The sequence below is a fragment of the Phaeacidiphilus oryzae TH49 genome, assembly GCF_000744815.1.
Classification (GTDB): Bacteria; Actinomycetota; Actinomycetes; order Streptomycetales; family Streptomycetaceae; genus Phaeacidiphilus; species Phaeacidiphilus oryzae.
The window spans coordinates 6,569,671-6,592,886 of record NZ_JQMQ01000005.1 but is presented as its reverse complement, the minus strand read 5'-3'; the positions used below and the strand labels follow the sequence as shown (position 1 = coordinate 6,592,886).

14 protein-coding genes, 1 tRNA gene and 1 pseudogene are annotated in these 23,216 nt (G+C 75.1%); 6 read left to right on the top strand and 10 right to left on the bottom strand.

Translation table 11 applies throughout. The features are described from left to right. Positions 1 to 18: 18 nt before the first annotated feature. Positions 19 to 2,493 (bottom strand): glycoside hydrolase family 2 protein, encoded by a 2,475-nt coding sequence (locus tag BS73_RS33020; RefSeq protein ID WP_037578025.1) that lies wholly within the window; start codon positions 2,491 to 2,493, stop codon positions 19 to 21. Between the two features lie 401 nt (positions 2,494 to 2,894). After that, positions 2,895 to 3,272, bottom strand: coding sequence for a PaaI family thioesterase (locus tag BS73_RS33015; protein WP_084704976.1), 378 nt, complete (start codon positions 3,270 to 3,272; stop codon positions 2,895 to 2,897). A 185-nt stretch (positions 3,273 to 3,457) separates the two neighbouring features. Between BS73_RS33015 and BS73_RS33010 the strand changes: the two genes are divergently transcribed. Further along, on the top strand, positions 3,458 to 3,958 hold the full coding sequence (locus tag BS73_RS33010; protein WP_235215607.1) for an acyl-CoA thioesterase: 501 nt from the start codon (positions 3,458 to 3,460) through the stop codon (positions 3,956 to 3,958). A gap of 298 nt (positions 3,959 to 4,256) precedes the next feature. Here the strand turns inward: BS73_RS33010 and BS73_RS33005 are convergent, their stop codons facing one another. From BS73_RS33005 to BS73_RS32995, 3 genes are all read right to left on the bottom strand, one after another. After that, positions 4,257 to 5,606, bottom strand: coding sequence for an MFS transporter (locus BS73_RS33005; protein WP_051941274.1), 1,350 nt, complete (start codon positions 5,604 to 5,606; stop codon positions 4,257 to 4,259). 84 nt (positions 5,607 to 5,690) lie between these two features. Next, complete coding sequence (locus tag BS73_RS33000) at positions 5,691 to 7,286, bottom strand: N-acyl-D-amino-acid deacylase family protein (RefSeq protein ID WP_037578022.1); 1,596 nt, start codon at positions 7,284 to 7,286, stop codon at positions 5,691 to 5,693. Between the two features lie 120 nt (positions 7,287 to 7,406). Then, on the bottom strand, positions 7,407 to 9,089 hold the full coding sequence (locus BS73_RS32995; RefSeq protein ID WP_037578021.1) for a PucR family transcriptional regulator: 1,683 nt from the start codon (positions 9,087 to 9,089) through the stop codon (positions 7,407 to 7,409). A gap of 141 nt (positions 9,090 to 9,230) precedes the next feature. Here BS73_RS32995 and BS73_RS35350 point away from each other — a divergent pair, with 141 nt between their 5' ends. From BS73_RS35350 to BS73_RS32980, 3 genes are read left to right on the top strand one after another with little or no spacing between them, the layout of a single operon-like run. Next, positions 9,231 to 10,124, top strand: a complete 894-nt coding sequence (locus tag BS73_RS35350) for a GNAT family N-acetyltransferase (RefSeq protein WP_051941273.1) — start codon at positions 9,231 to 9,233, stop codon at positions 10,122 to 10,124. After that, positions 10,121 to 11,326: an o-succinylbenzoate synthase gene (gene menC / locus BS73_RS32985; protein WP_084704537.1), complete on the top strand. Its 1,206-nt coding sequence runs from the start codon at positions 10,121 to 10,123 to the stop codon at positions 11,324 to 11,326. Before BS73_RS35350 ends, menC begins: the two co-directional genes overlap by 4 nt. Continuing rightward, entirely contained in the window at positions 11,326 to 12,450 is a 1,125-nt protein-coding gene (locus tag BS73_RS32980; RefSeq protein ID WP_235215606.1) for a M20/M25/M40 family metallo-hydrolase, read from the top strand. The genes menC and BS73_RS32980 overlap by 1 nt, the downstream gene beginning before the upstream one ends. 126 nt (positions 12,451 to 12,576) lie before the next feature. Here the strand turns inward: BS73_RS32980 and BS73_RS32975 are convergent, their stop codons facing one another. The 3 genes from BS73_RS32975 to BS73_RS32965 all read right to left on the bottom strand — a co-directional run bounded on the left by BS73_RS32975 (position 12,577) and on the right by BS73_RS32965 (position 17,624). Continuing rightward, the gene (locus tag BS73_RS32975; protein ID WP_084704536.1) at positions 12,577 to 16,302 is read right to left on the bottom strand and encodes a family 78 glycoside hydrolase catalytic domain; all 3,726 of its coding nucleotides are present in this window, start codon (positions 16,300 to 16,302) and stop codon (positions 12,577 to 12,579) included. Positions 16,303 to 16,602: 300 nt separating this feature from the next. Continuing rightward, positions 16,603 to 17,193, bottom strand: coding sequence for a L,D-transpeptidase family protein (locus BS73_RS32970; protein ID WP_235215605.1), 591 nt, complete (start codon positions 17,191 to 17,193; stop codon positions 16,603 to 16,605). Between the two features lie 357 nt (positions 17,194 to 17,550). Beyond that, positions 17,551 to 17,624, bottom strand: a tRNA-Met gene (locus tag BS73_RS32965). 95 nt (positions 17,625 to 17,719) lie between these two features. Here BS73_RS32965 and BS73_RS32960 point away from each other — a divergent pair. Next, positions 17,720 to 18,253 carry a GNAT family N-acetyltransferase gene (locus BS73_RS32960; RefSeq protein ID WP_200886752.1) on the top strand — a complete coding sequence of 178 codons (534 nt, stop codon included), beginning with the start codon at positions 17,720 to 17,722 and terminating at the stop codon, positions 18,251 to 18,253. 67 nt (positions 18,254 to 18,320) lie between these two features. Here BS73_RS32960 and BS73_RS32955 read toward each other — a convergent pair whose 3' ends face one another. Further along, positions 18,321 to 19,457, bottom strand: coding sequence for a glycoside hydrolase family 76 protein (locus BS73_RS32955; RefSeq protein WP_084704534.1), 1,137 nt, complete (start codon positions 19,455 to 19,457; stop codon positions 18,321 to 18,323). Between the two features lie 229 nt (positions 19,458 to 19,686). Here BS73_RS32955 and BS73_RS32950 point away from each other — a divergent pair, with 229 nt between their 5' ends. Continuing rightward, complete coding sequence (locus BS73_RS32950; protein WP_037578018.1) at positions 19,687 to 20,736, top strand: alcohol dehydrogenase catalytic domain-containing protein; 1,050 nt, start codon at positions 19,687 to 19,689, stop codon at positions 20,734 to 20,736. Between the two features lie 262 nt (positions 20,737 to 20,998). Here the strand turns inward: BS73_RS32950 and BS73_RS32945 are convergent. Then, positions 20,999 to 23,190, bottom strand: a pseudogene (locus tag BS73_RS32945) (DEAD/DEAH box helicase). Between the last annotated feature and the right edge of the window lie 26 nt (positions 23,191 to 23,216).

Below are 23,216 nucleotides of genomic sequence, written 5' to 3'. Positions count from 1 at the left end.
GACTCCGGCGGGGTCGGCTCAGGCGGGTTCGCGGAGGTCGTTGGCCGTGCGGAGGACCAGCGGACCGGTGAGTTCGGCCGGGTCCAGCCGCTCGCCGGTGCGGATCAGGAACGAGTGGGACTCCCCGGCGAGGAGGGTGACCAGCATCTCGTCGGCCTCGGCGTCGGGGGCGAGGCGGTCTGCGAACAGGGACACGTCCCTGGCCAGGGAGCGGGCCCGGACGTCCACCCGGTAGCCGCCCGGCACGGCGGTCGCGGTGGCGCTCAACGGCCGTGTTTCGTAGGCCAGTTCGCGGTCCTCCAGGAAGGTGTGGACGGTACGGGTCCCCTCGCAGGTCAGCACGAGGGCCTCGCGGTCGGCGCGGTCCGGCTTCAGCAGTGGGTCGGGGAGGTCGAACCGGGCCGCGGACCGGGGGGACACCGCGAGCTCGATGTCGGCCGTCTGCCGCACCGACCCGTCGAAGTCCTGGAGTTCGGCCCGCAGCACCCCCCGCCACTCGGAGTCGGTGTCGTTCACCGCGATCACCGCCGAACGGCCGTCCCGCGGCTGGACGGTGAGCAGCCGGGGCGCGAACGCCCGGCGCAGGGCGTACCAGAGCGGCTTGCGGCGCTCGTCGCCGTCCACGGCGGCCCAGGAGGTGACCGGCCAGCAGTCGTTGAGCTGCCAGACGATCGCACCCGCGGTCCGCGGCCACCAGGAGCGGAAGTGCTCGATGCCGAAGGCCACCGCCCGGGCCTGGTTGAGCTGGGTGGCCCAGTGCCAGTCGGCGAAGCCGGCCGGCCGGGGCAGGTGGGCGGCGAGGCCGCGCTCCAGCTTCCCGGTGCCGTCGTGGGCCTTTTGGTGGAGGAGGAAGCCGGGCGAGTCGGTGGACAGCGGCTCGTCGTGGACCGAGCGCTTCAGGGTGGCCCAGGCGGGCGGGGCCTGGAAGCCGAACTCCGAGCAGAACCGGGGGATGTGGTCGCGGTAGGCGGTGTAGTCGAGGGCGTTCCAGACCGCCCACTCGTGCCGGGTGCCGTGGTTCTCGTCGTTGGGGTGGACCTCGTCCAGGGGGTGGCCGGGGCTGTACGGGCTGTTGGCGGAGTAGGCGCGGGTGGGGTCGAGCTCGGCGACGATCCTCGGGAGCAGCTCGGTGTAGTAGCCGTTGCCCCAGGTGCGGTCCTTGAGCTGGGGCTGCCAGTCCCAGTCGCAGAAGCCCCACATGTTCTCGTTGGCGCCGTTCCACAGGGCGAGCGAGGGGTGGGGGGTGAGACGGGCGACGTTCTCCCGGGCCTCGGCCTCGACCTCGGAGCGCAGCGGCTCCTCCTCGGGGTAGGCGGCGCAGGCGAACGGGAAGTCCTGCCAGACCAGCACTCCGCGCTCGTCGCAGACCCGGTAGAAGTCCTCGGTCTCGTAGATGCCGCCGCCCCACACCCGCAGCAGGTTGATGTGGGCGCCGAGGGCCTGGTCGACCCGGCGGGCCAGCCGCTCGCGGGTGATCCGGGTCAGGAAGTGGTCGTCCGGGATCCAGTTGGCGCCCTTGACGAAGACCGGGCGGCCGTTGACGACGAAGGTGAAGGGGGTGCCGATGTCGTCGGGTGTGGTGTCGACGGTGACGGTGCGGAAGCCGATCCGGTGCTCGGCCGAGTCGAGGGCGGCGCCGCCGGCTCCGTCGTTCAGCTCCACGGAGAGGTCGTAGAGCGGCTGGTCCCCGTAGCCGGCCGGCCACCACAGGTCGGCGTCGGGGACCTCGACGGCGAGCACCGCGGTGTCCTCCCCCGCCGGCACCTCGACCCGGTGCTCACGGCCGGCCACCCGTATGCCGAGGGCGAGTCCGCCGTCCTCGCCGTCGCTACCGGAGCGCTCGATCCCGGCGTGCACCTCGACCCGGCCGGTGCCGTCCGCGCCGACCGTGACCAGCGGGCGGACCTCGACCAGCCGGGCGACCGCCCAGCGCTCCAGCCGCACCGGCTTCCAGATCCCGGCGGTCTGCAGGTCGGGGCCCCAGTCCCAGCCGAAGCTGCAGGCCATCTTGCGGACCATGTTGAAGGGGTGCGGGTAGCTGTGCACCCGGCCGATCGCGTGCTCCTGCTCCTCCGCGTACTCCAGCGCCGAACGGAACTCCACCACCAGCTCGTTGGCGCCGGCGCGGAGGGCCTCGCGGACGTCGAAGCGGTACGACCGGTGCATGTTGGCCGTGCTGCCCAGCAGCCAGCCGTTCAGCCGGACCTCGGCGACCGTGTCCAGGCCGTCGAAGACCAGGTCGACGCGCTCGCCGGGGGCGGGGGCCGCGGCCTCGAAGGAGAGGGTGTAGCGCCAGGCCGCGCGGTGCGCCCAGGCCAGTTCCTCCTCGGCCCGGTCCAGGTAGGGGTCGGGGATCAACCCGGCGGCCAGCAGGTCGAGATGGGCGCTGCCGGGGACCTGCGCCGGGACGGTCCGGCCGGCGATGTGCTCGGGTACGGGCCCGCCGGCCGCGGTCAGCTGCCAGCCGTCGTGCAGGGTCTGGTGGGACTTCATCCTCGGTGACTCCAGGGTTCGGAGGGACGGGCGCGAACGGGCCTTTCAGCCCTTGGTTCCTGTATATCCACCGAGATCGTTCACCACCTGGCGTCGGAGGACGATCCGGTCGTGGATCTGCTCGGCGTCCGCCTGCGGACACTGCCGGGGGCCGGCGGCCTGTCCGGGCCGTGGACAGCCAGGCGATCGGGGCCGCGGCCGTCCGCACTCTGCCCTCTGCCCTCTGCCTTCTGTCCTCTGCCGCAGCGCCTGGACCGGCCCGAGGCGCCGGCCACCGCCGTCGTCCTTCCGGTCGAGCCGGGCCGCCGCAAGCCGATCCGAGCCGGGGCGGGGGTCGGGGGCGGGGGCCGGGCTCAGGGCCAGGGGCGGGGCCGACCGGCGGGTTACCTCGCGGCCGGGCCTCAGCCGCCGCCGGGGGCGGTGATGCGGATCAGGGTCTGCTGGCCGTTGGCCACGAGGGTGTGCTCGGTGCCGGTGACGCCGTAGACCTCCAGCCGGCAGACGGTCAGGGTGCGGCCGGACCTGATCACGGTGCCGGCGGCCAGAAGGCGGTCGCCCACGGCCGGGGCGAGGAGGTTCAGCTTGTACTCGACGGTGAGGACGTCGGAGTCCTCGTCGAAGAGGGTGAGGCCGGCGTAGCCGCCCGCGCTGTCCGCGATGGCGCTGCTGGCGCCGGCGTGGAAGTAGCCGTGCTGCTGGGTGAGTTCGGGCCGCCGGGGCAGCTCGATGTGGACGCGCCCGGGGGCGATCAGGGTGATCCGCGCGCCCAGGTGGCTCATCAGCCCCTGCCGGTCGAAGCTCTCCTGCACCCGCTTGCGGACCTCGGGGGCAGCCGCCCGCTCGTCCGATGGCTCCGTGCCGCCCACGCATCCTCCCGGGGAGTCCGCCGCGATCCTGCGTCCCAGAGTAGGCCGGGCCGGCGGTGCGATGGGGGAGGATGATCCCCGATCCGAGGAGGCGAAGGGTGCGCGAGATCACCGGTGCCGGGCTGCTGACCGGGACGTTCAGGACGCGGGTGGAGGTCAGGAGCTACGAGATCGACGTGAACGGCCATCTCAACCAGGCCGTCTACCACCAGTACACGGAGCACGCGCGGATGGAGCACCTCCGGCGGGCCGGGGTGGACCAGCCCGCGCTGGAGCGGCAGGGCGTGACGGTGGTGCTGCTCGCCTCGACGATGCGGTACCTCGCCGAGCTGCGGGCCGGCGACGTGGTCGAGGTGGACTCGAGAATCCACTTCACCGAGCGCAAGCCGTTCACCGTCACCCACCGCCTCACCCGGGTGCGGAGGGCGGACGGCACGCCGGACGACACGGTCGCCGCGGAGGCCGAGTGCACGGCCGGCGTGCTGGACGTGACGCAGCGGCGCCTGGTGGCCGACCCCCACGACCGCCTGGCGGCGGCAGCAGCGGCAGCGGCGAGGTCGGAGGCGGAGGTCGAGGCGGAGGTCGAGGCCGGGGACTGAACCGACCGCCGGCATGCCCGTCCGGCGAGGCCGGTGCGGCGTCCGGCGGTCGGGCGGTCCGGCGGTCCGGCGGTCCGGCCCGCTCGACATGGAGGCCCCCGCGCGCCACGCCCGGCAACGGCAACGGCCACCGAGCCGCAGCCGGGACTCCGCCGCCGAGCGCGGCCCCGCACCTGGCCGGCCGCGCACGCGCCCACGGCGCACCGCGCGGGGCGCACGCCCCGGACGCCGCGCCCGGCGTGGACTGCGAGGACGGACGCCTCCGCCCCCGCGCGGACGGCCGCCCCGGGCCCGCCGGTCAGGAGTTACGGGTGCTCGCGGTGTTCGGTGCGGACCGGGCGTCCGGGCGGGCGGCGAGCTCGGGGAAGTGCCGGGCGAGCTGCTCGGGGCGCTCCGGCGCCCACAGCGCGGCACCGATTCCGATCACCGCACCGACCTCCAGGAAGAGGAAGGCGGCGGTGAAGGAGAACCGGTCGGAGAGGAAGCCCATCACGAACGGGGCCACCGCGCCCGCGAGTTGGCCGCCCATGTTGACCAGTCCCGCGGCCGACCCGGCGACCTCGCGCGGCAGCAGCCGCAGAGGCAGGCCGAGGATCGGCATGAAGGCGAGGTACAGCGCGAGCATGGACACCGACTGGTAGAAGACGAACATCCCGGTGGACGGCGTGCTCGCCATCAGCAGCAGGAAGACGCCGGAGACCGCGAACGCCGGTACCAGCAGCAGCCGGTGGCGCCCGTAGAACAGCCGGTCGAAGAGCAGGCCGCCGACCACCGTGCCCGCCGTGGCGCAGAAGAAGGGGATCGAGGCCAGCACCCCGGTGGCCCCGGTGGAGACGTGCTTGACGGTCTGCAGGTAGCTGGGCACCCAGCTGGTCAGCCCCCAGGCGATCAGGTCCTGGCCGGCGAAGAGGAGGGCGAACCGCCACAGCACACCGCGCCGGATCAGGGCGGCGGGACGGAGGACGGCCGCCGGCCGGACCGGCTGCCCGGCCGCTTCCGGCTGGGCCGCTTCCGGCTCCGCCGCTTCCGCCCCGGCGGCCTGCGGCAGCGGCTCCGGCAGGAAGAACCAGAGCACGGCGGCCACCACCACCCCCGCCAGGGCGACCGAGTAGAAGGACTCCTTCCACCCGACGGCCACGATCACCGGCGCGGCGATCAGCGGCGCGAGCGCGGCGCCGAGGGGGTTGGAGCCGAGCATGATGCCGTTCGCGGTCATCCGGGTGCGCGGCTCGGTCCGCTCGGTCACCGCCTTCAGCGAGGCGCCGGGGAACACCCCCTCGGTGACCCCGAACAGCACCCGCACCACCAGCAGCATGCCGAAGGACGCGGCCAGCCCGGTGAGCCCGGTGAAGACCGACCAGGCGACCATGGCCGCCACCATGATCCGGCGGCAGCCGACCCGGTCGGCCAGCATCCCGCCGGGGAACTGGCAGAGCGCGTAGCTGATGAAGAAGACGGTCATGACCAGGCCCTGCTGGGTGTGGTCGAGGCCGAACTCCTTGCCGATGCTGGGCAGCGCGGTGGAGATGACCAGGCGGTCGACGTAGTCGACGATCCAGGCCACGAAGAGGATGGTCACCGTCACCGCGGTGACCCGGCGGGCGGAGGGGGCCGGTCTGCGCGGGCGGAGGGCCGTACTCGGAGGCATGCGGACTCCAACTCGGTACGCGGGGACGGAGGCTGGGGAGGCTACGGAGGCTGCGGAGGCTCGGGAGGCCGGGGATCGGGTCGGTCAGTCGGCCGGGCTCAGCCGGCGGCCGGAGCGCGGGCCCAGGTAGCGGCCGCCGTCCACGACCAGCCGGCCCGCCTGCATCACCCAGGCGATGCCGGTCGGCGGGCGCACCGGGTCGCGGTAGTCGGTCTCGTGCCCGACCGACTCCGGATCGAAGGCCACCAGGTCGGCGACCAGCCCGGGGCGGACCGCCCCCCGGTCGGGGATGCGGAAGGTCCGGGCGGGGACGGCGGTCATCCGCCGGACCGCCTCGCCGAGCGGCAGCACCGCCGCCTTGCGGACGTACTCGCCCAGGATCCGCGGGAAGGTGCCGAAGAGCCGCGGGTGCGGCTTGCCTCCGGTGCCCGGCGGGAGGCCGTCGGTGCCGACCATGGTGTCCGGGTCGGCGAAGGCGGTGCGGACGTCCTCCTCGTCCATCGAGAAGATCACCATGCTGGCCCGCAGCCGCTCCTCGCGCAGCACCCGCACCAGTACGTCGAGTTCGGGCTCGCCGAGGGCGGCGGAGAGTTCGGCGATGGTGCGGCCCTCGTAGCGGTGGCTGGCGGTGGTCGAGACGAGGACGCCGTCCCAGCCGGCCGAGTGCTGGTGGCTGTCCCAGCCCGGCAGACCGCGTTCCATCATCACCGCCAACTGCCGCCTGGACTCGGCGGATTCGAGCCGGGCGAGGACGCCCTCGTCGCCGTCGGCGAGGAACGGGGGCGGGAGGAGGCCGGTGAGCATGGTCGAGCCGGCCGGGTAGGGGTAGATGTCCTTGCTGACCGCGAGGCCGTCCTCGGCGGCCCGCCGGATCGCGGCCAGGGCCTCGGGCATCCGGCCCCAGTTGCTCCGCCCGGTCCACTTGAGATGGGAGATGTGCACCGGGCAGCCGCCCTCGGCGCCGATCCGCGCGGTCTCCGCGAGGGACTGGAGCAGCGAGTCGCCCTCCCCGCGCATATGGGTGGTGTAGAGCCGCTCCCGGCCGAGCCGCGCGGCCAGCGCGACCAGCTCCTCGGTCTCGGAGAAGACGGCCGGCGGGTAGACCAGTCCGCTGGACATGCCGAACGCCCCGCCCTCCAGGGCCTTGTCCAGCAGGCCCGCCATCTCGGCGAGCTGGGCCCTGTCCGGGGTGGCGTCGGCCATGCCGAGGACGGCGATCCGCAGGGTGCCGTGGCCGACCAGGGGGGCGTAGTTGGTGACGTAGCCGCGCGAGTCCAGCAGGGCGGTCCACTCCGACCAGTCCCGCCACTCCATGCCGAGCGGGGGGAAGATCCGCCGGCTGAAGGAGGTCATCTCGGCGGCGGTGGCCGGGCCGATCGGAGCCAGCGAGAAGCCGCAGTTGCCGACCACCTCGGTGGTGACGCCCTGCAGGATCTTGCTGGTGTCGTCCTCGGCGAGCAGCGGGGCGTTGTCGGCGTGCGAGTGGACGTCGACGAAGCCGGGGGCGAGGACCAGCCCGGTCGCGTCCACCGTGGCCCGGTCGGCGGGCGGGATCGAACCGGGCGGCGAGACGGCGGCGATCCTCCCCCGCGCGTCGACGAGGACGTCGGCCGGGGCCGGCTCGCCGCCCCCACCGTCGGCGACCACCGCGCCGCGGATCAAGCTCTCCCGGATCTGCATACCGCCTCCCAGCCACCCGACACGGGTCGTTCGAGAACCGTCGAGAAGCAGTGTGGGGGCGTCCTGCCGGTGATTCTTGTGCCGGATCACCGGCTTCCCGGTGGACAACTGTCGGTTCCGTCAAAGTCCGCCGAACGGCTCCGGCGACGCCGCCCGCCCCATCCGCAGCTGGAGCTGGGCGAGGAGCATGGCGTCGGCGTCGGCGAAGTCCAGACCGCCGGCCTCGCGGATCCGGCGGAGGCGGTACCGCATGGTGTTGACGTGGATCCGCAGCCGCTCGGCCGCGGCCTCGGTGTTGCCGCCGGCCGCGAAGTAGGCGGCCAGGGTCTCCCCCAGCACCCCCCGCCGGCCGTCCCGCCCGTCCAGTTCGCGCAGCCGTCGGACCGGCCCGGACTCGGCCGGCAGGCCGAGCTCCCGCACCCGGTCCGCGAGGCCGTTGAGGAGCACCGGCAGCATCGCCTCCGGCACGGTCGCCACCACCGGCTCGCCGTCCGCCGCGAGGCCCCGGGCCTCCCACTCCGGTGCGTCGGCGCCGCACAGCACCCGCAGCACGGCGTCCGCCTGCCGCAGCGCGGTCGGTATCCGGCCGACCGCGGCCGCCGGCCCGCCGACGGCGGCCGCGAAGCCCCGGCCCGCGGGCGACCTCTCCAGGAAGTCCGCGGCCAGGGCCCGGGAGCGGGCCTCCGCCTCCTCGGGGGTCCGCTGCGGCCAGGCCAGCACCGCGTACACCGTGGCGCCCGCGGAGAGGGCGACGCCGGACGGGTGCATCGCGGAGAGATAGCGGTCCAGCTCGTCCTCGAAGCGCTGCCGGCGGGCCGCGGAGGCGGCCGCGGCCGGATCCGCCCCCGCCTCGGCCTCCCACCGCGGCGCCGCCGCCAGTACGCACAGCGGCCCGGCGTCCAGCCGCAGCCGGGCCGCGGCGTCGGCGGCCGCCGCTCCCCCGCCGAGCACGGCGGCGGCCAGCTCCCGCCGGTACTCGCGCTGCCGGATCCGGTCCGCCCGCGCGCCCATCAGGTGCAGGGCCACCATCGGCGTCAACTCGCGCAGCCGGGCCGACAGTTCGGGCGGGAGAGGTGCGGAGGCCACCGCCCACACGTAGCCGATCACCTCGGAGCCGGCGCGGATCGCGATGGCCACCCGGGGCAGCATCCCGGGTGCCACCGGCTCGATGAACACCGGGTCCTCGCTGGCCCGCAGCCGGGCGAAGTCGCCGCGGGCGTTCAGCACCTCCAGCCGCTCCCGCTTCACCGCCCGGCCGAGGACGGTCTCGATCCGGCCGGGGTCGGTGCCGTCCTGTCCGGAGGACCAGGCGAGGACGGCGGAGGAGGGGTCCTCGATGGTCACCGGGGCGCCGAGCAGCGAGCCGATCGCCTGCGCGAGGCCGAACAGGTCGCCGGGGCCGGCGGCCGGCTCCACCCGGGAGCGGGCCCGGTCCAGCAGCAGCTCCCGCACGGTGGTGGCGATGTGCAGCCAGGAGGCACCCGGGTTCACCTCGATGACCGGCAGCGGGCAGTCCTCCCAGGGGTCGGGCAGGGGCCCCTTCACCGCGAGGGCGTGGACGCCGGCGGCGGCCGCGCGCTCGGCGAGGGCCCGCAGCTCGGCGTGGTCGCGCAGGCCGACGCCGAGCACCACCCCGCCCGCGCCGGGGACCTCCTCCGCCGCGCCCTCCGCGCCCGGGTCGTGGATCGAGACGCTGCCCAGCACGCGGTCCTCGCTGCCCGGGCGGCCGGACTCGGCCGCCAGGCGCAGGACGGCGGAGCCCAGCTGCTCCACCAGCCCGCGCACCGTCAGTTCGCCCTGCATGGCGGCATCGTACGGGTCCGGAGCGATCCGCGGGGAGGGATGGATTGTGGCAGGACACAATCCGGCCGCGGTCCGCTTGACGCGGGGGACGACGCCCAGCCGCGCCCGGCGGGGCAGGCTGCGGTCATGAACGCTGCGGCCATGACCGACGATCTGCGGATAACCGACCTCCGGCGGCGGGAGGAGCTGGAGGCCCTGGGCGCGCTGCTGGACCGGATCTGGGGCTCCCCGGCCCCGCTGGTCCCCTTCGCGGTGCTGCGCGCCCTGGCGCAGTGCGGCGGGATGGTGCTGGGCGCCCGGGACGGGAACGGGCGGCTGGTCGGCGGCGCGCTCGGGTTCCGCTCCCCGGACCGGCCCGCCCTCCACTCGCACATCGTCGGCGTCGACCCGGCCCGCCAGGGGACGGGGATCGGCCGGGCGATCAAGCAGCACCAGCGCCGGTGGTGCCTGGACCGCGGGATCACGGCTATGACCTGGACCTTCGATCCGCTGGTGCACCGCAACGCGGTCTTCAACATCGACCGGCTGGGAGCCGCGGGCGTCGGCTACCTCCCGGACTACTACGGGGAGATGCCGGACAGCCGGAACAGCGGGCTGCCGAGCGACCGGGTGCTCGTCCACTGGGAGCTGTCCGGCCCGGCCCCCGACCCCGGCCCGCCCCCGGCGGAGGAACCGGTGCTGGGCCCCGGGGCGGACGGCGAGCCGGTCGCCGACCGCCGCTCCGGCGGAGCCCCGCGGTCGCCGCGCGCGGGTACGGACGCGGACGCGGGCACCCGCGCCGCTACGAGCACCGGTGCGTCCGCTGGCGGGGACGCGAGCGAGAGCCCCCGCGTGGTCCTCCGGCTCCCCATCGCCGTGCCCCCCGCCCACGCCCTGGCCTGGCGGCACGCGCTGCGCGAGCGGATGGCGCCGCTGCTGGACGCCGGCTACCGCTGGACCGGCGTGACCGCCGACGGCCGCTGCACCCTCGTACCGCCGTCCGAACCCCTCCGCACCGAGCCTGCCCCGACACCTGAGGAGAGCCCCCTCGCATGAAGATCGACCTCGTCGAACTGCTGCGGCTCGACCTGCCGTTGGTCGCCCCCTTCCGCACCTCCTTCGGCACCCAGACTCGCCGCGACGTCCTGCTGGTGCGGGTCGTCGCGGACGGGGCCGAGGGCTGGGGCGAGTGCGTGGCCATGGCCGAGCCCCTCTACTCCAGCGAGTACACCGAGGCCGCCCACCGGGTGCTCGCGGACCAGCTGCTCCCCCGGCTGCTCGCCCTCCCGGACGTGACCGCCGCGGCCGTCGCCCCGGCGCTGGCCCCCGTCCACGGCCACCGGATGGCCAAGGCCGCCCTGGAGACCGCCGTCCTGGACGCCCAGCTCCGGGCGGCCGGCATGCCGCTGGCGGCCTACCTGGGCGCCGTCCAGGCCTCGGTCAGCTCGGGCGTCTCGGTCGGCATCCACGACTCCGTGCCCGCGCTGCTGGACGCCGTCGGCGGATACCTGGCGGCCGGCTACGCCCGGATCAAGCTCAAGATCGAGCCCGGCTGGGACCTGGCGCCGGTCGCCGCCGTCCGCGAGCGCTTCGGGGACGAGGTGCTGCTCCAGGTGGACGCCAACGCCGCCTACACCCGCAACGACCTCCGCACCCTCCGCGCCCTCGACCGCTTCGACCTGCTGCTGATCGAGCAGCCGCTGCCGGAGGAGGATGTCGCCGGGCACGCCCAGCTGGCCGCGGCCGGCCTGGAGACGCCGATCTGCCTGGACGAGTCGATCACCTCGGCGCGGGCCGCCCACGAGGCGATCGCGATGGGCGCCTGCCGGATCGTCAACATCAAGCCCGGGCGGGTCGGCGGCTATCTGGAGGCCCGCCGGGTGCACGACGTCTGCGCGGCCGCCGGGGTGCCGGTCTGGGCCGGCGGGATGCTGGAGAGCGGCGTCGGACGGGCGGCCAACCTGGCGCTCGCCGGGCTGCCCGGCTTCACCCTGCCGTCCGACATCTCCGGCTCCGACCGCTACTTCCGCCAGGACCTGACCGAGCCGTTCACCGTTGCCGACGGCCGGATCGCGGTGCCGGACGGACCGGGCATCGGCGTCACCCCGATCCCGGAGGTCCTCGCCGAACTGACCGTGCGCCGGGAGACCGTGCGGCCGGAGAGCGTAAGGCCGGAGACCGTGCGGCGGGAGAGCTCGCAGGCGCGGGGTGCCGGCCCGGCTGCCGCGCAGGACGCCGGCCGTGCGGAGGCGCGGTGATGGCCGTCCGCCCCGGGCTCCTCGCCGACCTGGCCGCCCGCACCGAGGAGATGGCCGGCGCGGTGCTCGACCTCTGCCGGATCGAGTCCCCCTCGGAGGACCTGGCCGCCCTCCACGCCGTGGCCGAGCACGCCGCCGCCCTCGGTACCGGGCTGCTCGGCCGGCCGCCGGGCCGGCTCACCGAGGAGGGCCGCCCCGCCCTCCTCTGGGAGCCCGCGCCGGGCGGCGTCCTCCTCCTCGGCCACCTGGACACCGTCTGGCCGATCGGCACCCTCGCCGACTGGCCGCGGCCGCTCAGGGACGAGCTGCGGATCTCCGCGCCGGGCGCCTTCGACATGAAGGCGGGCGTCGTCCAGGCGATGTACGCGATGGCGGCGGCGGGCGGCCCGGACGCCACCGGGTGCGGCCTCCTCCTCACCACCGACGAGGAGCTGGGCTCGCCGGTCTTCCGCCCGCTGATCGAGCGGGTGGCGGCGGGCTGCTCGGCCGTCCTGGTGACCGAGGGCTCGGCGGGCGGGGCGCTCAAGACCGCCCGAAAGGGTGTCAGCCGCTACACGGTCCGGGTCACCGGCCGCGCCGCCCACGCCGGGCTGGAACCGGAGAAGGGGGTCAACGCCCTCCTCGAACTGGCCGCCCTGGTCCAGGAGATCGACGCGATGGGCGCCGGCTCGCTCACCGTCGTCCCGACCGTCGCGGCCGCCGGCACCACGACCAACACCGTGCCGGCGACCGCCCATGTGGAGATCGACGCCCGGGCCGCCACCGCTGCGGACCAGGACGCCCTCCACACCCGGATGCTCGCCCTGAAGCCCCGGCACCCGGAGGCCCGGGTCCTCGTCGAGGGCGGCGTCAACCGCCGCCCGATGGAGCCCGAGCAGTGCGCCGGCCTCCTCGCCCTGGCCCGGGACGCCGCCGCCCGCCTGGACCTCGGCGAACTCCCGGCGGTGGCCGTCGGCGGCGGCTCCGACGGCAACTTCACCGCGGGGATCGGCATCCCCACCCTGGACGGCCTCGGCGCCGTCGGCGACCACGCCCACGCACCCGGCGAGTACGCCCTCCTCGCCGAACTCCCCCGCCGGGCGGCGCTGGTGGCTGCGCTGATCGGCGGGGTGTCGGGGCGGTAGGGGCGGCCGACGGGAGGGCCGGGAGGCGGGGCGGCCGGGCGTGCCGGGCGGCCTCGGGACGGCTCGCCTCGGCCGCCGGGCCGCCTGGGCCGCCGGGCCGCCTGGGCCGCCGGGCCGCCCGGCCGCCTAGCTCGCCGCCGTGAAGGTGTACCGCCCCGCCGGCAGGTAGTAGGTCCCCGGCACCCCCGTCGGGACCGCCTCCGCCGGGGCGGTGACGGAGTCCGGCCGGGAGGTCGGCACCGTCACCGTGGCGGTGGTGTTGACCGGGACCGCGACGTGCAGCGCCAGCCGGCCGCCGGCCACCGCCCAGTCGCTGGAGGCCGTGCCGTAGCCGGTCTGGTACGTGCTGCGGGCCGAGGTCAGACCGCCGCCGACGACGGGGGCGATCCGCAGCGAGCCGTACCCGGGGCTCGCCGGGGCGAGGCCGCCGACCCGGCGGTAGAGGAAGTCGCCGACCGAGCCGAGACCGTAGTGGTTGAAGGAGTTCATCCCCGGGTCGTTGAAGGAGCCGTCGGTCCTGATCCCGTCCCAGCGCTCCCAGACGGTGGTCGCCCCGTTGGCGATCATGTAGCCCCAGCCGGGGAAGTCCCGCTGCAGCAGGATGCGGTAGGCGGTGTCGGCGTGGCCGTGATCGGCCAGCACGTGCAGCAGGTTCTCCACGCCGAGGAAGCCGACGCTGAGATGGCCGCCGCACGCGGCGACCTTCGCGGCCAGCTTGTCGGCGGCCGGCTGGACCAGGGGCTCCGGCAGCAGCCCGAAGGCCAGCGGCAGCACATAGCCGGTCTGGGTGTCGCCGCTCACCGTGCCGTCGGCCGCGACGAACCGGCCGGTGAAGGCGGCCGCCACCTGGTCGGCCAGCTTCCCGTACGAGGCGGCCTCGGCCGAGCGGCCGGTGGCCGAGGCCATCTCGGCGACCATCCGGGCCGCGTGGGCGAAGAAGGCCGTGCAGATCAGGTCCTGGGCGGTGTTGTCGTCGACGTTCAGCCAGTCGCCGTAGGTCTGCTGATCGCGGATCAGATCGCTGCCGGAGGTGGAGCGGAGGTAGTCCACCCACTGGGCCATCGCCGCGAAGTGCCGGTCCACCACCCGCAGGTCGCCGAAGCGCTGCCACATGGTGAAGGGCACGATCACCCCCGCGTCGCCCCAGCCGGCCGTGCCCGCCCCGCTGATCACCGCGGGGGCGACGTCGGTGAAGGCGCCGTCCGAGCGCTGGGCGTCGGTCAGGTCGTCGGCGAACTTGGCCAGGAAGCGGCGGGTGTCCAGGTTGAAGGTGGAGGTGGCGCAGAAGGCGCCGATGTCGCCGGTCCAGCCGAGCCGTTCGTCCCGCTGCGGGCAGTCGGTGGGGATGGAGAGCATGTTGCTGCGCTCGCCCCACAGGATGTTGTGCTGGATCCGGTCGACCAGCTCGTCGGAGGTGTCGAAGGTGCCCGCCTGGGCCGCGTCGGTCCAGGCCGCGCGGCCGGTCACGGTGCCCGCGTCCGGGGTGAATCCGGCCGGGAGGCCGGTGAGTTCGACGTACCGGAAGCCGTGGACGGTGAACCGGGGCTCGTAGGTCTCGGTCCGGCCCGTGCCGGACAGCACGAACCGGTCGGTGGCCTGGGCGGTGCGGAGGTTGGCGGTGTAGAGGGTGCCGTCCGGATTGAGCACCTCGCCGTGCCGGACGGTCACCTGCGTCCCCGCCGGGCCGCGGACGGCGATCCGGGTCCAGCCGGCGAAGTTCTGGCCGAGGTCGAAGATCCACACGCCGGGGGCCGGCTGGGCGACCGAGACCGGGCGCAGCTCCTGGTGGACGGTGACGCCGTCGTCGATCTGGGAGACCAGGGTGGGGGCGGCGTCGCCGGACACCGCCACGGCGGACCACCGGCCGTCGTCGAAGCCGGGAGCGTCCCAACCGGCCGCGTCCAGACGGGAGTCGAAGGTCTCGCCCTGGTAGAGGTCGTCGGCCCGGATGGCACCGGTCGCGGTCCGCCAGCTGCCGTCGGTCCTCAGCACCTGGGTGCTGCCGTCGGTGAAGGTGAGGGCCAACTGCGCGGAGTACCACGGCCGGGAGCCGTAGATCGCGGTGCCGGCGAAGCCGACGTTGCCGGAGTACCAGCCGTTGCCGAGCCAGGCGCCCAGCACGTTGGCGCCGCGCCGGATCTGCGAGGTGACGTCGTGCACCCGGTACTGCACCCGCTTGCGGTAGTCGGTCCAGCCGGGCGCGAGGGCCTCGTCGCCGACCTTCCGGCCGTTCAGACGGGTCTCGTGGAGGCCCAGCGCGGTGGTCAGCAGCCGGGCGGAGGCGACCGGCTTGGCGACCGTGAATGCCTTGCGGAGCATCGGCGCCGGCGTCACCACCCGGACATCAGCCCCCCACGGCCCGCTGCCGTAGCCGGCCACCACCAGCGCGGCGGGCCAGACGGCCGCGTCGCCGTCGTCGTACCCCGCGGTGTTCCAGCCGGCGGGCGCGGACTTGGCGGCCTTCCAGGAGGAGTCGGTGACGAGGGCCGTGGCGCCGTCCACGATCAGCTTGGCGATCATGCCGGCCGGGGACTGGGTGGTGTTGGAGCTCGCCACGGCCAGGGTGTTGGCGCCGGCCGCCAGATGGGCGGTGACGTCGACGGTGGCCGAGGTCTTCCAGGAGTCGGTGACCCGGGGCGAGGTGCTGACCTCCACCCCGTTGACCCACACGTCGGCGGTGTCGTCGCCGGTGACGATCAGGGTGGCCGCGGCGGGCGCGGAGCCGAGGGTGAAGTCGCGCCGGAAGTAGCGGTCCTCGACGGGCAGCCCGGAGGCAGGATCGCCCTCCGGGTACCAGATCCAGGAGGCGCCGGAGAGGTCCGGGGCGGCCGGTCCGCCGATGAAGGCGGCGGTCCACTCCTTCGCCGGGGCCATCAGCCCGGTCTCGAACCACCGCACGGCGCTCCAGGCGCCGGCCCGGCCCTGCCCGTCCCAGACCCGCACCCGCCAGTGGTACCGGGTCAGGCCGGCCAGGGCGGGGCCGGCGTACGCGAGGTCGATCTGCTGGGCGGAGGCGACCCGGCCGCTGTCCCATACGTCGCCGCCGCCCTCGGGGGTGGTGGAGACCTGGAGCTGGTAGCCGGCCTGGCGCAGCCCGTTCTCTGTCGAGCCCAGGACCCAGCCGAAGCGCGGCTGACCGGTGTCGATGCCCAGCGGAGTGCTGCGGTGCTCGACCGTGCCGTCGACCACCGCCAGCGGCGAGGGGGCGGAGAGGTCGGGCGCGGCCACGCCGGTACGCCAGGGGGCGATGCCGTATCGGCCGAGGTCGCGGGCGGGCGCCCAGCCGCCGTCGTCGAAGGCGGGCTGCTCCCAGCCGGTCGGCCCCTCGCGTCCCACCGACCAACTGCCGTCAGTGACGAGGTCCGCCGTCCCACCGCTGGTGACGACCCGCACCCGGCCGAGGAGGCCGGCGGGGCCGCCGCCGCTGCGGCCGGCCAGCGCGAGGGTGTTGCTGCCGCCGGGCACCAGCGCGGGCCGGAGGTCCACGTAGACCGCCTTCCGCCAGGAGTCGGCGGCCCGCGCGGTGGCGGCGAGCGGGGTTCCGTTGAGCCATACGTTCAGCGCCTGGTCGCCGGTCACCACCAGCTGAGCGTCCGTCACCTCGCCCGCGGGGACGGTGAACCGCCTGCGGAAGTAGCGGTGGCCGGCCGGGGCGGCGGTGGCGGGGTTCCCCTCCGGGTACCAGATCCAGTGCGCCGGGGAGAGGTCGACGGGCGCGGGTCCGGCGGCGGGCGTGCCGGCGGCGGCCGCCAGCGCGGGGGTGGCGAGGGCGCCGGCCGCGCCGACCGCCCCCGCCGTGAGCGCCCCGGCGGCCAGCGCCGAGCCCACGCCGAGGAAACGGCGGCGACTCATCGGATCCGGCTCTGACATCGTTGTCTGACTGGCCACTGAAGTACCCCTTCACTGCGCCGGAAGATGGAGGATGAATCGTTTCATCCGCACGATGCAGCGGCAATCTATGAGACTTCCGACACCCCGTCAATAGCCTTGGCACCGCCACGACTCAGCCGCCCCAGCGGCTCACCGCGGAACCCCGGGCGGCGTTGGCGGCGGGGGTGGAGCCGGCCAGGGCGCGCCGCCCGCGCCGACGGGCCGGGGCGGCCGGGAGCGTCGCGCGCGGGAGCGTCGCGCGCGGGAGCGTCGAGGCGGTGTTCAGCCGATGGCGATCTCCGGGTGCTGGGACGGGGTGGCCCAGCGCAGGACGGCGGTGAGGACGGGGGCCGGGACGGCGACGCAGCCGGCGGTGGGGCCGCCCTTCGGGCCCAGGTCGTGGAGGAAGATGCCGGCTCCGCGGCCGGGTACCGCCGGGCTCCGGTTGAAGTCGACGACCAGCGCGTTGCGGTACGGGACGGGGTGGTCGACAAGGTGCTCGCTGCCGCGCGGCCCGTCCTCGGTGAGGGGGAAGCCGCCCTGGTCCGAGCGGCGCAGCTGGTTGTAGTAGCGGGTCTCGGGATCCTCGACCCACCAGTCCCGCGGGCCCACCCGGTGGTAGGGCATCCGGGTGCCCGGGTCGGGGCCGACGCCGAAGCCCTGGGTGAGGGTGTACGTCCCGGTCGGGGTGGTCAGGGTGCCCTGGCGGCGGGCCGCCCCGGCGACGACGCCGTGGGCGCCCACCCGTCCTGCCGCGGTCGCCAGCACTCTCCGCCAGACGCCGTCCGGCTCCAACTGCCAAGCGATCACGGTGGCGTGGGTGCCACGCGACTGGACGGTGACGACCTGGGCGGTGCCCGGGGCGAGGTTCACCGGGACGGGCCACCGCGCCGGTGCGGCGGTCGCGCTCGCGGGCCGGACGGCGGGGCCCGGGCCGGGGGGCGCGGCCGCCGCCACGGCGGCGATGGCGGTGAGCCCGAGCAGGGCGGCGGGGCGAGCGCGAGGACGGAGAGGACGCAGAGGACGAAAGCGAGGGCGAAAGCGAGGACGGAGGCGAGGGCGACGGCAGGAGCGGGGAGGGAGCGGGGGCATGCGGCGGGCTCCTCAGCGGCGGTCGTGGGCGGCGGTCGATCCTGATCTGATCGTCCGTCAGCCCCGCCGCCCCGGCCACTCGGCGGCCCGCGCGGAAAACAGTGAGGGCCCGGCGGAAACCGGGCCCTCACCTCTGCGTAGCGGGGACAGGATTTGAACCTGCGACCTCTGGGTTATGAGCCCAGCGAGCTACCGAGCTGCTCCACCCCGCGTCGTTGAGGGGAACAGTACAGCACTGACGGCCTCCCGCCGAATCCGTTTTCCCGCGCTCTCGGCAGGCCGGCCCGCAGGCGGTAGAAACGGGGGCATGACGACGAAGATCCCCACAGTGCGAACCGGCGGCCCCGCGGACCTGCCGGCCCTCCTCGGCCTGCTGGACGGCGCGGTGGAGTGGCTGGTGGCGCGCGGCATCACCGAGCAGTGGGGCAGCGAGCGGTACTCGGCGAGCCCCGCCCGGGTCGCCCACGTCGAGGAGTACCTGCGCGACCACACCGCCCGGATCGCCGAGGACGGCCTCGGCCGGGTGATCGGGGTCTGCGTCCTCGCGGACCGGCCGCCGTCCTACGTCGAACCCCTCGCCGGGCCGGAGATCTACCTCCGCCTGCTGGTCACCGACCGCGCCCGGAGCGGGAGCGGGATCGGCGCCGCCCTGGTCGCCGACGCCCGCGAGATCGCCCGCGAGCGCGGCCTCGACCTCCTCCGGGTGGACTGCTACGCCGGCGCGGGCGGCCGGCTCGTCGACCAGTACCGCAGGCTCGGCTTCCGCCCGACCGAGGCGTTCTCCGTCCAGCGCCCGGGCCGGGACCCCTGGCCGGGTCAGGTGCTCGCGGTCACGCCGTGACCTGCGGCGGGCCGGCTCCGCAGGGGAGGGAGCCGGCCCGCCGGCGCCAGACGGCGGCCGGTCGGGCTCAGGCGTTCCACGCCGCCGCGGTCAGCGCGTCCAGGGCACTGTGCTGGCGTGCGGGGTCGGCCTTGTCGAAGGGGCCGGCCCAGTGGACTCCGTAGTCGTCCTGGGCATTGCGGTCGTCGGCCACCAGGGTCGCCTCCTGGCGGGCCAGGAAGGGCGAGTACGGGCGGTCGGAGAGGGCACTGTTCAGCTCGCCCAGGTTGCGGACGAAGATGCCCTTGAAGGAGGGGCCGTCGGCACCGCAGTCGCCGCCGTTCGCCTCGCAGGGCTCGGTGAGGACGCCGCCGGGGGTGAGCAGCGGGCTGGTGGTGGCGGCGGTCGCTATCTGCCGTGCCTCGGTGAGGAGTTCGGGGCGGGTGCCGCCGGAGGCGCGGTCGAGTTCGAGCAGTCCGCCGAGGATCACGCCCTGGTTATAGGTCCAGGTCTGCCCGCCGTTGTTCTGGCAGGTCGAGGAGTCCAGGCCGTCATTGACCAGGTGGCCGGAATTGATCATGCCGCTGGCGGCGAACCAGGACCACTCCTGGTTCGCCCTGTCGAGGTAGGTGGTGTCGTGCGGGATCCGCTGGTGGAGCTGTGCGGCCAGCTTGAGGAAGAGCTCGTTGGGGATGGCGTTCTTGTAGGTCTTGGCGGTGGACCAGTAGATGCCGCCGCCGCAGGTGCCGTCCCAGTAGGACCACATCCAGTCGGCGTCGGCGCGGGCGGTGGCCAGGTAACGCTGGTCACCGGTGAGGTCGTAGGCCTGGATCCAGGCGAGGCCCCACCAGCCGGTGTCGTCCAGGTACTCGTTGCGGAACTGCCCGTCGCCGGTGTTCACCTGCTTCGCGTAGGTGTTCGCGGCGGTGGCGGTGTAGGCGCGGCTGCCGGACAGCCGGTCGAGGTCCAGCAGTGCGGTGAGGTCGTTGGCGCCGTTCCACCAGCCGGTGCCGGTCCACAGACCGGTCGACGGGTCGTAGAAGCGCTGCAGAGCGGTGGCGGCGGCCTGCGCGTAGTCGGCGGCCGAGGTGGCCGGGTGGGGCTTGGACAACGTTGTCGTCTCGGCGCTGGCGACGGCGGGAGACATCCCCAGCCCCAGCACGGCGAGCACGGCGGTGACGAGCGGGACCAGCAGTCTGCGCAGTCTGCGGAGTCGCATGTGCATCCTTCGAATCCTTCGAATCCTTCGTACCGGAGCGGACAGGAGTACGACACAACGAGTAACCACCAGGTGAGAGAAAGTCAATAACTCGGTCACCATGGGTACTTCGGGCGTTGACGCGTCCCACTGCTAGCGTTCCGGCCGGAACGGCGTCCGCCGACGACGGCGCGGCGCGGGGGTGCGACGGCGGAACAGCGCGGCAGCGCAACGGCGGAACGGCGGGGCAGGGCGGATGCGGGCAGTGGTGTTCGAGGAGTACGGGGAGCCCGCCGGGCTGCGCGAGGTGCCGGATCCCGAGCCGGCGCCGCACGGCGTGGTGGTGCGGGTCGAGGCGACCGGACTGTGCCGCAGCGACTGGCACGGCTGGCTGGGGCACGACCCGGACGTCCGGCTCCCGCATGTGCCGGGGCACGAACTCGCCGGTGTCGTCGCGGCGGTGGGCGCGCGGGTGACCCGCTGGCGGGTCGGCGACCGGGTCACCGTGCCGTTCGTCTGCGCCTGCGGGAGCTGCGCGGCGTGCGCGGCCGGGGAGCAGCAGGTCTGCGAGCGGCAGACGCAGCCCGGCTTCACCCAGTGGGGATCCTTCACCGAGTACGTGGCCCTGGACCACGCCGACGTCAATCTGGTCGCCGTGCCGGAGGAGCTCTCGTTCGGCACGGCGGCCTCGCTCGGCTGCCGGTTCGCGACGGCGTACCGGGCGGTCACCGCGCAGGGGCGGGCGGCGGCCGGCGAGTGGGTGGCGGTGTTCGGGTGCGGGGGCGTGGGCCTCTCCGCGGTGATGATCGCCGCGGCGGCGGGGGCGCGTGTCGTCGCGGTCGACGTCTCGCCGCAGGCGCTGGAGCTGGCACGGGAGTTGGGCGCGGCGGAGTGGGTCCGGGCGGAGGCCGCCGAGACGGCCGGGACGGCCCGGACGGCCGAGGCGGTACGGGAGGTCACCGGTGGCGGGGCGCATCTCTCCCTCGACGCCCTGGGCTCGCCGGCCACCTGCGCGGCCTCGGTTCGCTCGCTGCGCCGCCGAGGGCGCCACGTCCAGGTGGGGCTGCTGCCGGAGGACGCGGTCGTGCCGATGAGCCGGGTGATCGCGTTCGAACTCGAACTCCTCGGCAGCCACGGGATGGCCGCGCACGCCTACCCGCCGCTGCTGGAACTGGTCCGCGCCGGCGTGGTCCGCCCGGACCGCCTGGTCACCTCGACCATCCCGCTGGCGGGGGCGCCGGCGGCGCTGGCCGCGATGAGCGGCGCGCGGGGCGCGGGCGTCACCGTGATCGAACCCCAGCGCTAGCGGCTGCGCGCCCGGCCGCGAACGGCTGCGGAGACCCGGTTGCAGCCCCACCACCGTCGCCGCCCCACGCTCCGCGGATAGCGGGCCGCGCAGTTCCCCGCGCCCCCCATGCGCGGCTCCGCCGCCACAACCCGCGAACCGCAGCCAACCACCCAGACAAGCCCCCCAGGGGGCGCGAGGAACCGCACGCCCAACCCCGAACGGCGCCGCAGACCGCCGCGGAGACCCGGTTGCAACCCCACCACCGTCGCCGCCCACCGCGCTAGCCGGCGATGGCGAGCACCAGTGGGAGTACCCGGTCCGCGCCCGCGCCGCGGAGGAGGCGGGTGGCCACGGCGAGGGTCCAGCCGGTCTCGGTGTAGTCGTCGACGAGGAGGACGGGGCCGGGGGTTTCGGCCAGCGCCTCGGCGAGGTCGTCGGGGACGGCGAAGGAGGCGGCCAGGGCGCGGAGGCGCTGCGCGGAGTTGCTGCGGTGCGGCGGCGGGAGTTCGAGGGCCTGCGGGGTGTGGGCGAGGCTGCCGAGGAGGGGCAGCCGGCCGACCCCGGCCAGTCCGGCCGCGAAGGAGGAGACCAGCTGCGGCCGGTTGCGGGACGGCATCGCGACCACGCCGACCGGCCTGGCGGTCGCCTCGGGGCCCCGCCGGCCCAGCCGCCGGGCGAGCGCGCCCAGTCGGCGACGACCGTGACCACGGCGTTCAGCACGTCCTCCGGGACCGGCCCGTCCGCGGCCTGCTCGGAGAGCAGCGGGCGGAGCCGGTTGCCCCAGCCGATGTCGGAGAGCCGCCCGAGGGCGCGGCCGGTCTCGGCCTGCTCCCCCGCCGGGATGCGGCCCTTGAGGTCGACGCCGACCGCGGCCATCCCCGAGGGCCACATCCGCCGCGGCTCGACCTCCACCCCCGGGCGCTCCAGCTCGCCGGCCGCGCCGGCCAGCGACTCCGGGGAGACGGCCGGGTCGAACCACGGCCCGGCGCAGTTGTCGCAGCGCCCGCACGGCGCCGCCTGCTCGTCGTCCAGCTGGCGCTGGAGGAACTCCATCCGGCAGCCGGCGGTCGCCACGTAGTCCCGCATGGCCTGCTGCTCGGCCTCGCGCTGGCGGGCCACCCAGGCGTACCGCTCGGCGTCGTACTCCCACCGCTGACCGGTGGCGGTCCAGCCGCCCTTGACCCGTTTGACCGCGCCGTCCACGTCCAGCACCTTGAGCATGGTCTCCAGCCGCGAGCGGCGCAGCTCGACCCGGGTCTCCAGGGCGGGGACCGACAGCGGGCGGCCGGCCTCCTCGAGCACCGAGAGCGTCCGCCGCACCTGCTCCTCGGGCGGGAAGCCGACCGAGGCGAAGTAGTCCCAGATCGCCTTGTCCTCCCGGCCGGGGAGGAGGAGGACGTCGGCGTGGTCCACCCCGCGGCCGGCCCGGCCGACCTGCTGGTAGTACGCGATCGGCGAGGATGGCGAGCCGAGGTGGACGACGAAGCCCAGGTCCGGCTTGTCGAACCCCATGCCGAGGGCGGAGGTGGCGACCAGCGCCTTGACCCGGTTGGCGAGGAGATCCTCCTCGGCCTGCAGGCGGTCGGCGTTCTCGGTCCTGCCGGTGTACGAGGAGACGGGGTATCCGCGCCCGCGGAGGTAGCCGGCGACCTCCTCGGCGGCGGCGACGGTGAGGGTGTAGACGATGCCGGAGCCGGGCAGCTCGCCCAGCCGCTCCCCCAGCCAGGCCAACCGGTGGGCGGCGTCCGGGAGTTCGAGCACCCCCAGGCGGAGGCTGTCCCGGTGCAGCGGCCCGCGCAGGACGAGGGCGTCCTCGCCGCCGGTGCCCAGCTGCTCGGCGACGTCCGCGGTGACCCGGGCGTTCGCGGTGGCCGTGGTGGCCAGCACGGGGACGCCCTCCGGCAGCTCGGCGAGCATGGTGCGCAGCCGGCGGTAGTCCGGCCGGAAGTCATGGCCCCAGTCGGAGATGCAGTGCGCCTCGTCGACGACCAGCAGCCCGGTGGTGGCGGCCAGCTTGGGCAGCACCTGGTCGCGGAAGTCGACGGAGTTCAGCCGCTCGGGGCTGACCAGCAGGACGTCCGTCTCGCCGCGCTCGATCTCCGCGTAGACGGCCGCCCAGTCCTCCGGGTTGGCCGAGTTGATCGTGCGGGCCCGGATGCCGGCCCGGGCCGCCGCCTCGACCTGGTTGCGCATCAGGGCCAGCAGCGGCGAGACGATCACCGTCGGCCCGGCGCCGCGCCGGCGCAGCAGCGCGGTGGCGACGAAGTACACCGCCGACTTGCCCCAGCCGGTGCGCTGCACGACCAGCGCCCGGCGGCGCTCGTCGACCAGGGCGGCGACCGCCCGCCACTGGTCGTCCCGCAGGCGCGCGGAGCCGCCGGGATCGCCGACGAGCTCGGCGAGGATCGCGTCGGCCTCTTCGCGGAGCTGCTCGCGGGACCGCGGGGGCGGGCTGGGCTGCTGATCGTCCATGCCCCTATGCAACCGGACGGCACTGA

Excerpts from the sequence above, each read along its gene's own strand:
- BS73_RS33020 (WP_037578025.1), bottom strand. The coding sequence starts at position 2,493 with ATGAAGTCCCACCAGACCCTGCACGACGGCTGGCAGCTGACCGCGGCC.
- BS73_RS33015 (WP_084704976.1), bottom strand. The coding sequence starts at position 3,272 with ATGAGCCACCTGGGCGCGCGGATCACCCTGATCGCCCCCGGGCGCGTC.
- BS73_RS33005 (WP_051941274.1), bottom strand. The coding sequence starts at position 5,606 with ATGCCTCCGAGTACGGCCCTCCGCCCGCGCAGACCGGCCCCCTCCGCC.
- BS73_RS33000 (WP_037578022.1), bottom strand. The coding sequence starts at position 7,286 with ATGCAGATCCGGGAGAGCTTGATCCGCGGCGCGGTGGTCGCCGACGGT.
- BS73_RS32995 (WP_037578021.1), bottom strand. The coding sequence starts at position 9,089 with ATGCAGGGCGAACTGACGGTGCGCGGGCTGGTGGAGCAGCTGGGCTCC.
- BS73_RS35350 (WP_051941273.1), top strand. The coding sequence starts at position 9,231 with ATGACCGACGATCTGCGGATAACCGACCTCCGGCGGCGGGAGGAGCTG.
- menC (WP_084704537.1), top strand. The coding sequence starts at position 10,121 with ATGAAGATCGACCTCGTCGAACTGCTGCGGCTCGACCTGCCGTTGGTC.
- BS73_RS32980 (WP_235215606.1), top strand. The coding sequence starts at position 11,326 with ATGGCCGTCCGCCCCGGGCTCCTCGCCGACCTGGCCGCCCGCACCGAG.
- BS73_RS32975 (WP_084704536.1), bottom strand. The coding sequence starts at position 16,302 with ATGAGTCGCCGCCGTTTCCTCGGCGTGGGCTCGGCGCTGGCCGCCGGG.
- BS73_RS32960 (WP_200886752.1), top strand. The coding sequence starts at position 17,720 with ATGACGACGAAGATCCCCACAGTGCGAACCGGCGGCCCCGCGGACCTG.
- BS73_RS32955 (WP_084704534.1), bottom strand. The coding sequence starts at position 19,457 with ATGCACATGCGACTCCGCAGACTGCGCAGACTGCTGGTCCCGCTCGTC.
- BS73_RS32950 (WP_037578018.1), top strand. The coding sequence starts at position 19,687 with ATGCGGGCAGTGGTGTTCGAGGAGTACGGGGAGCCCGCCGGGCTGCGC.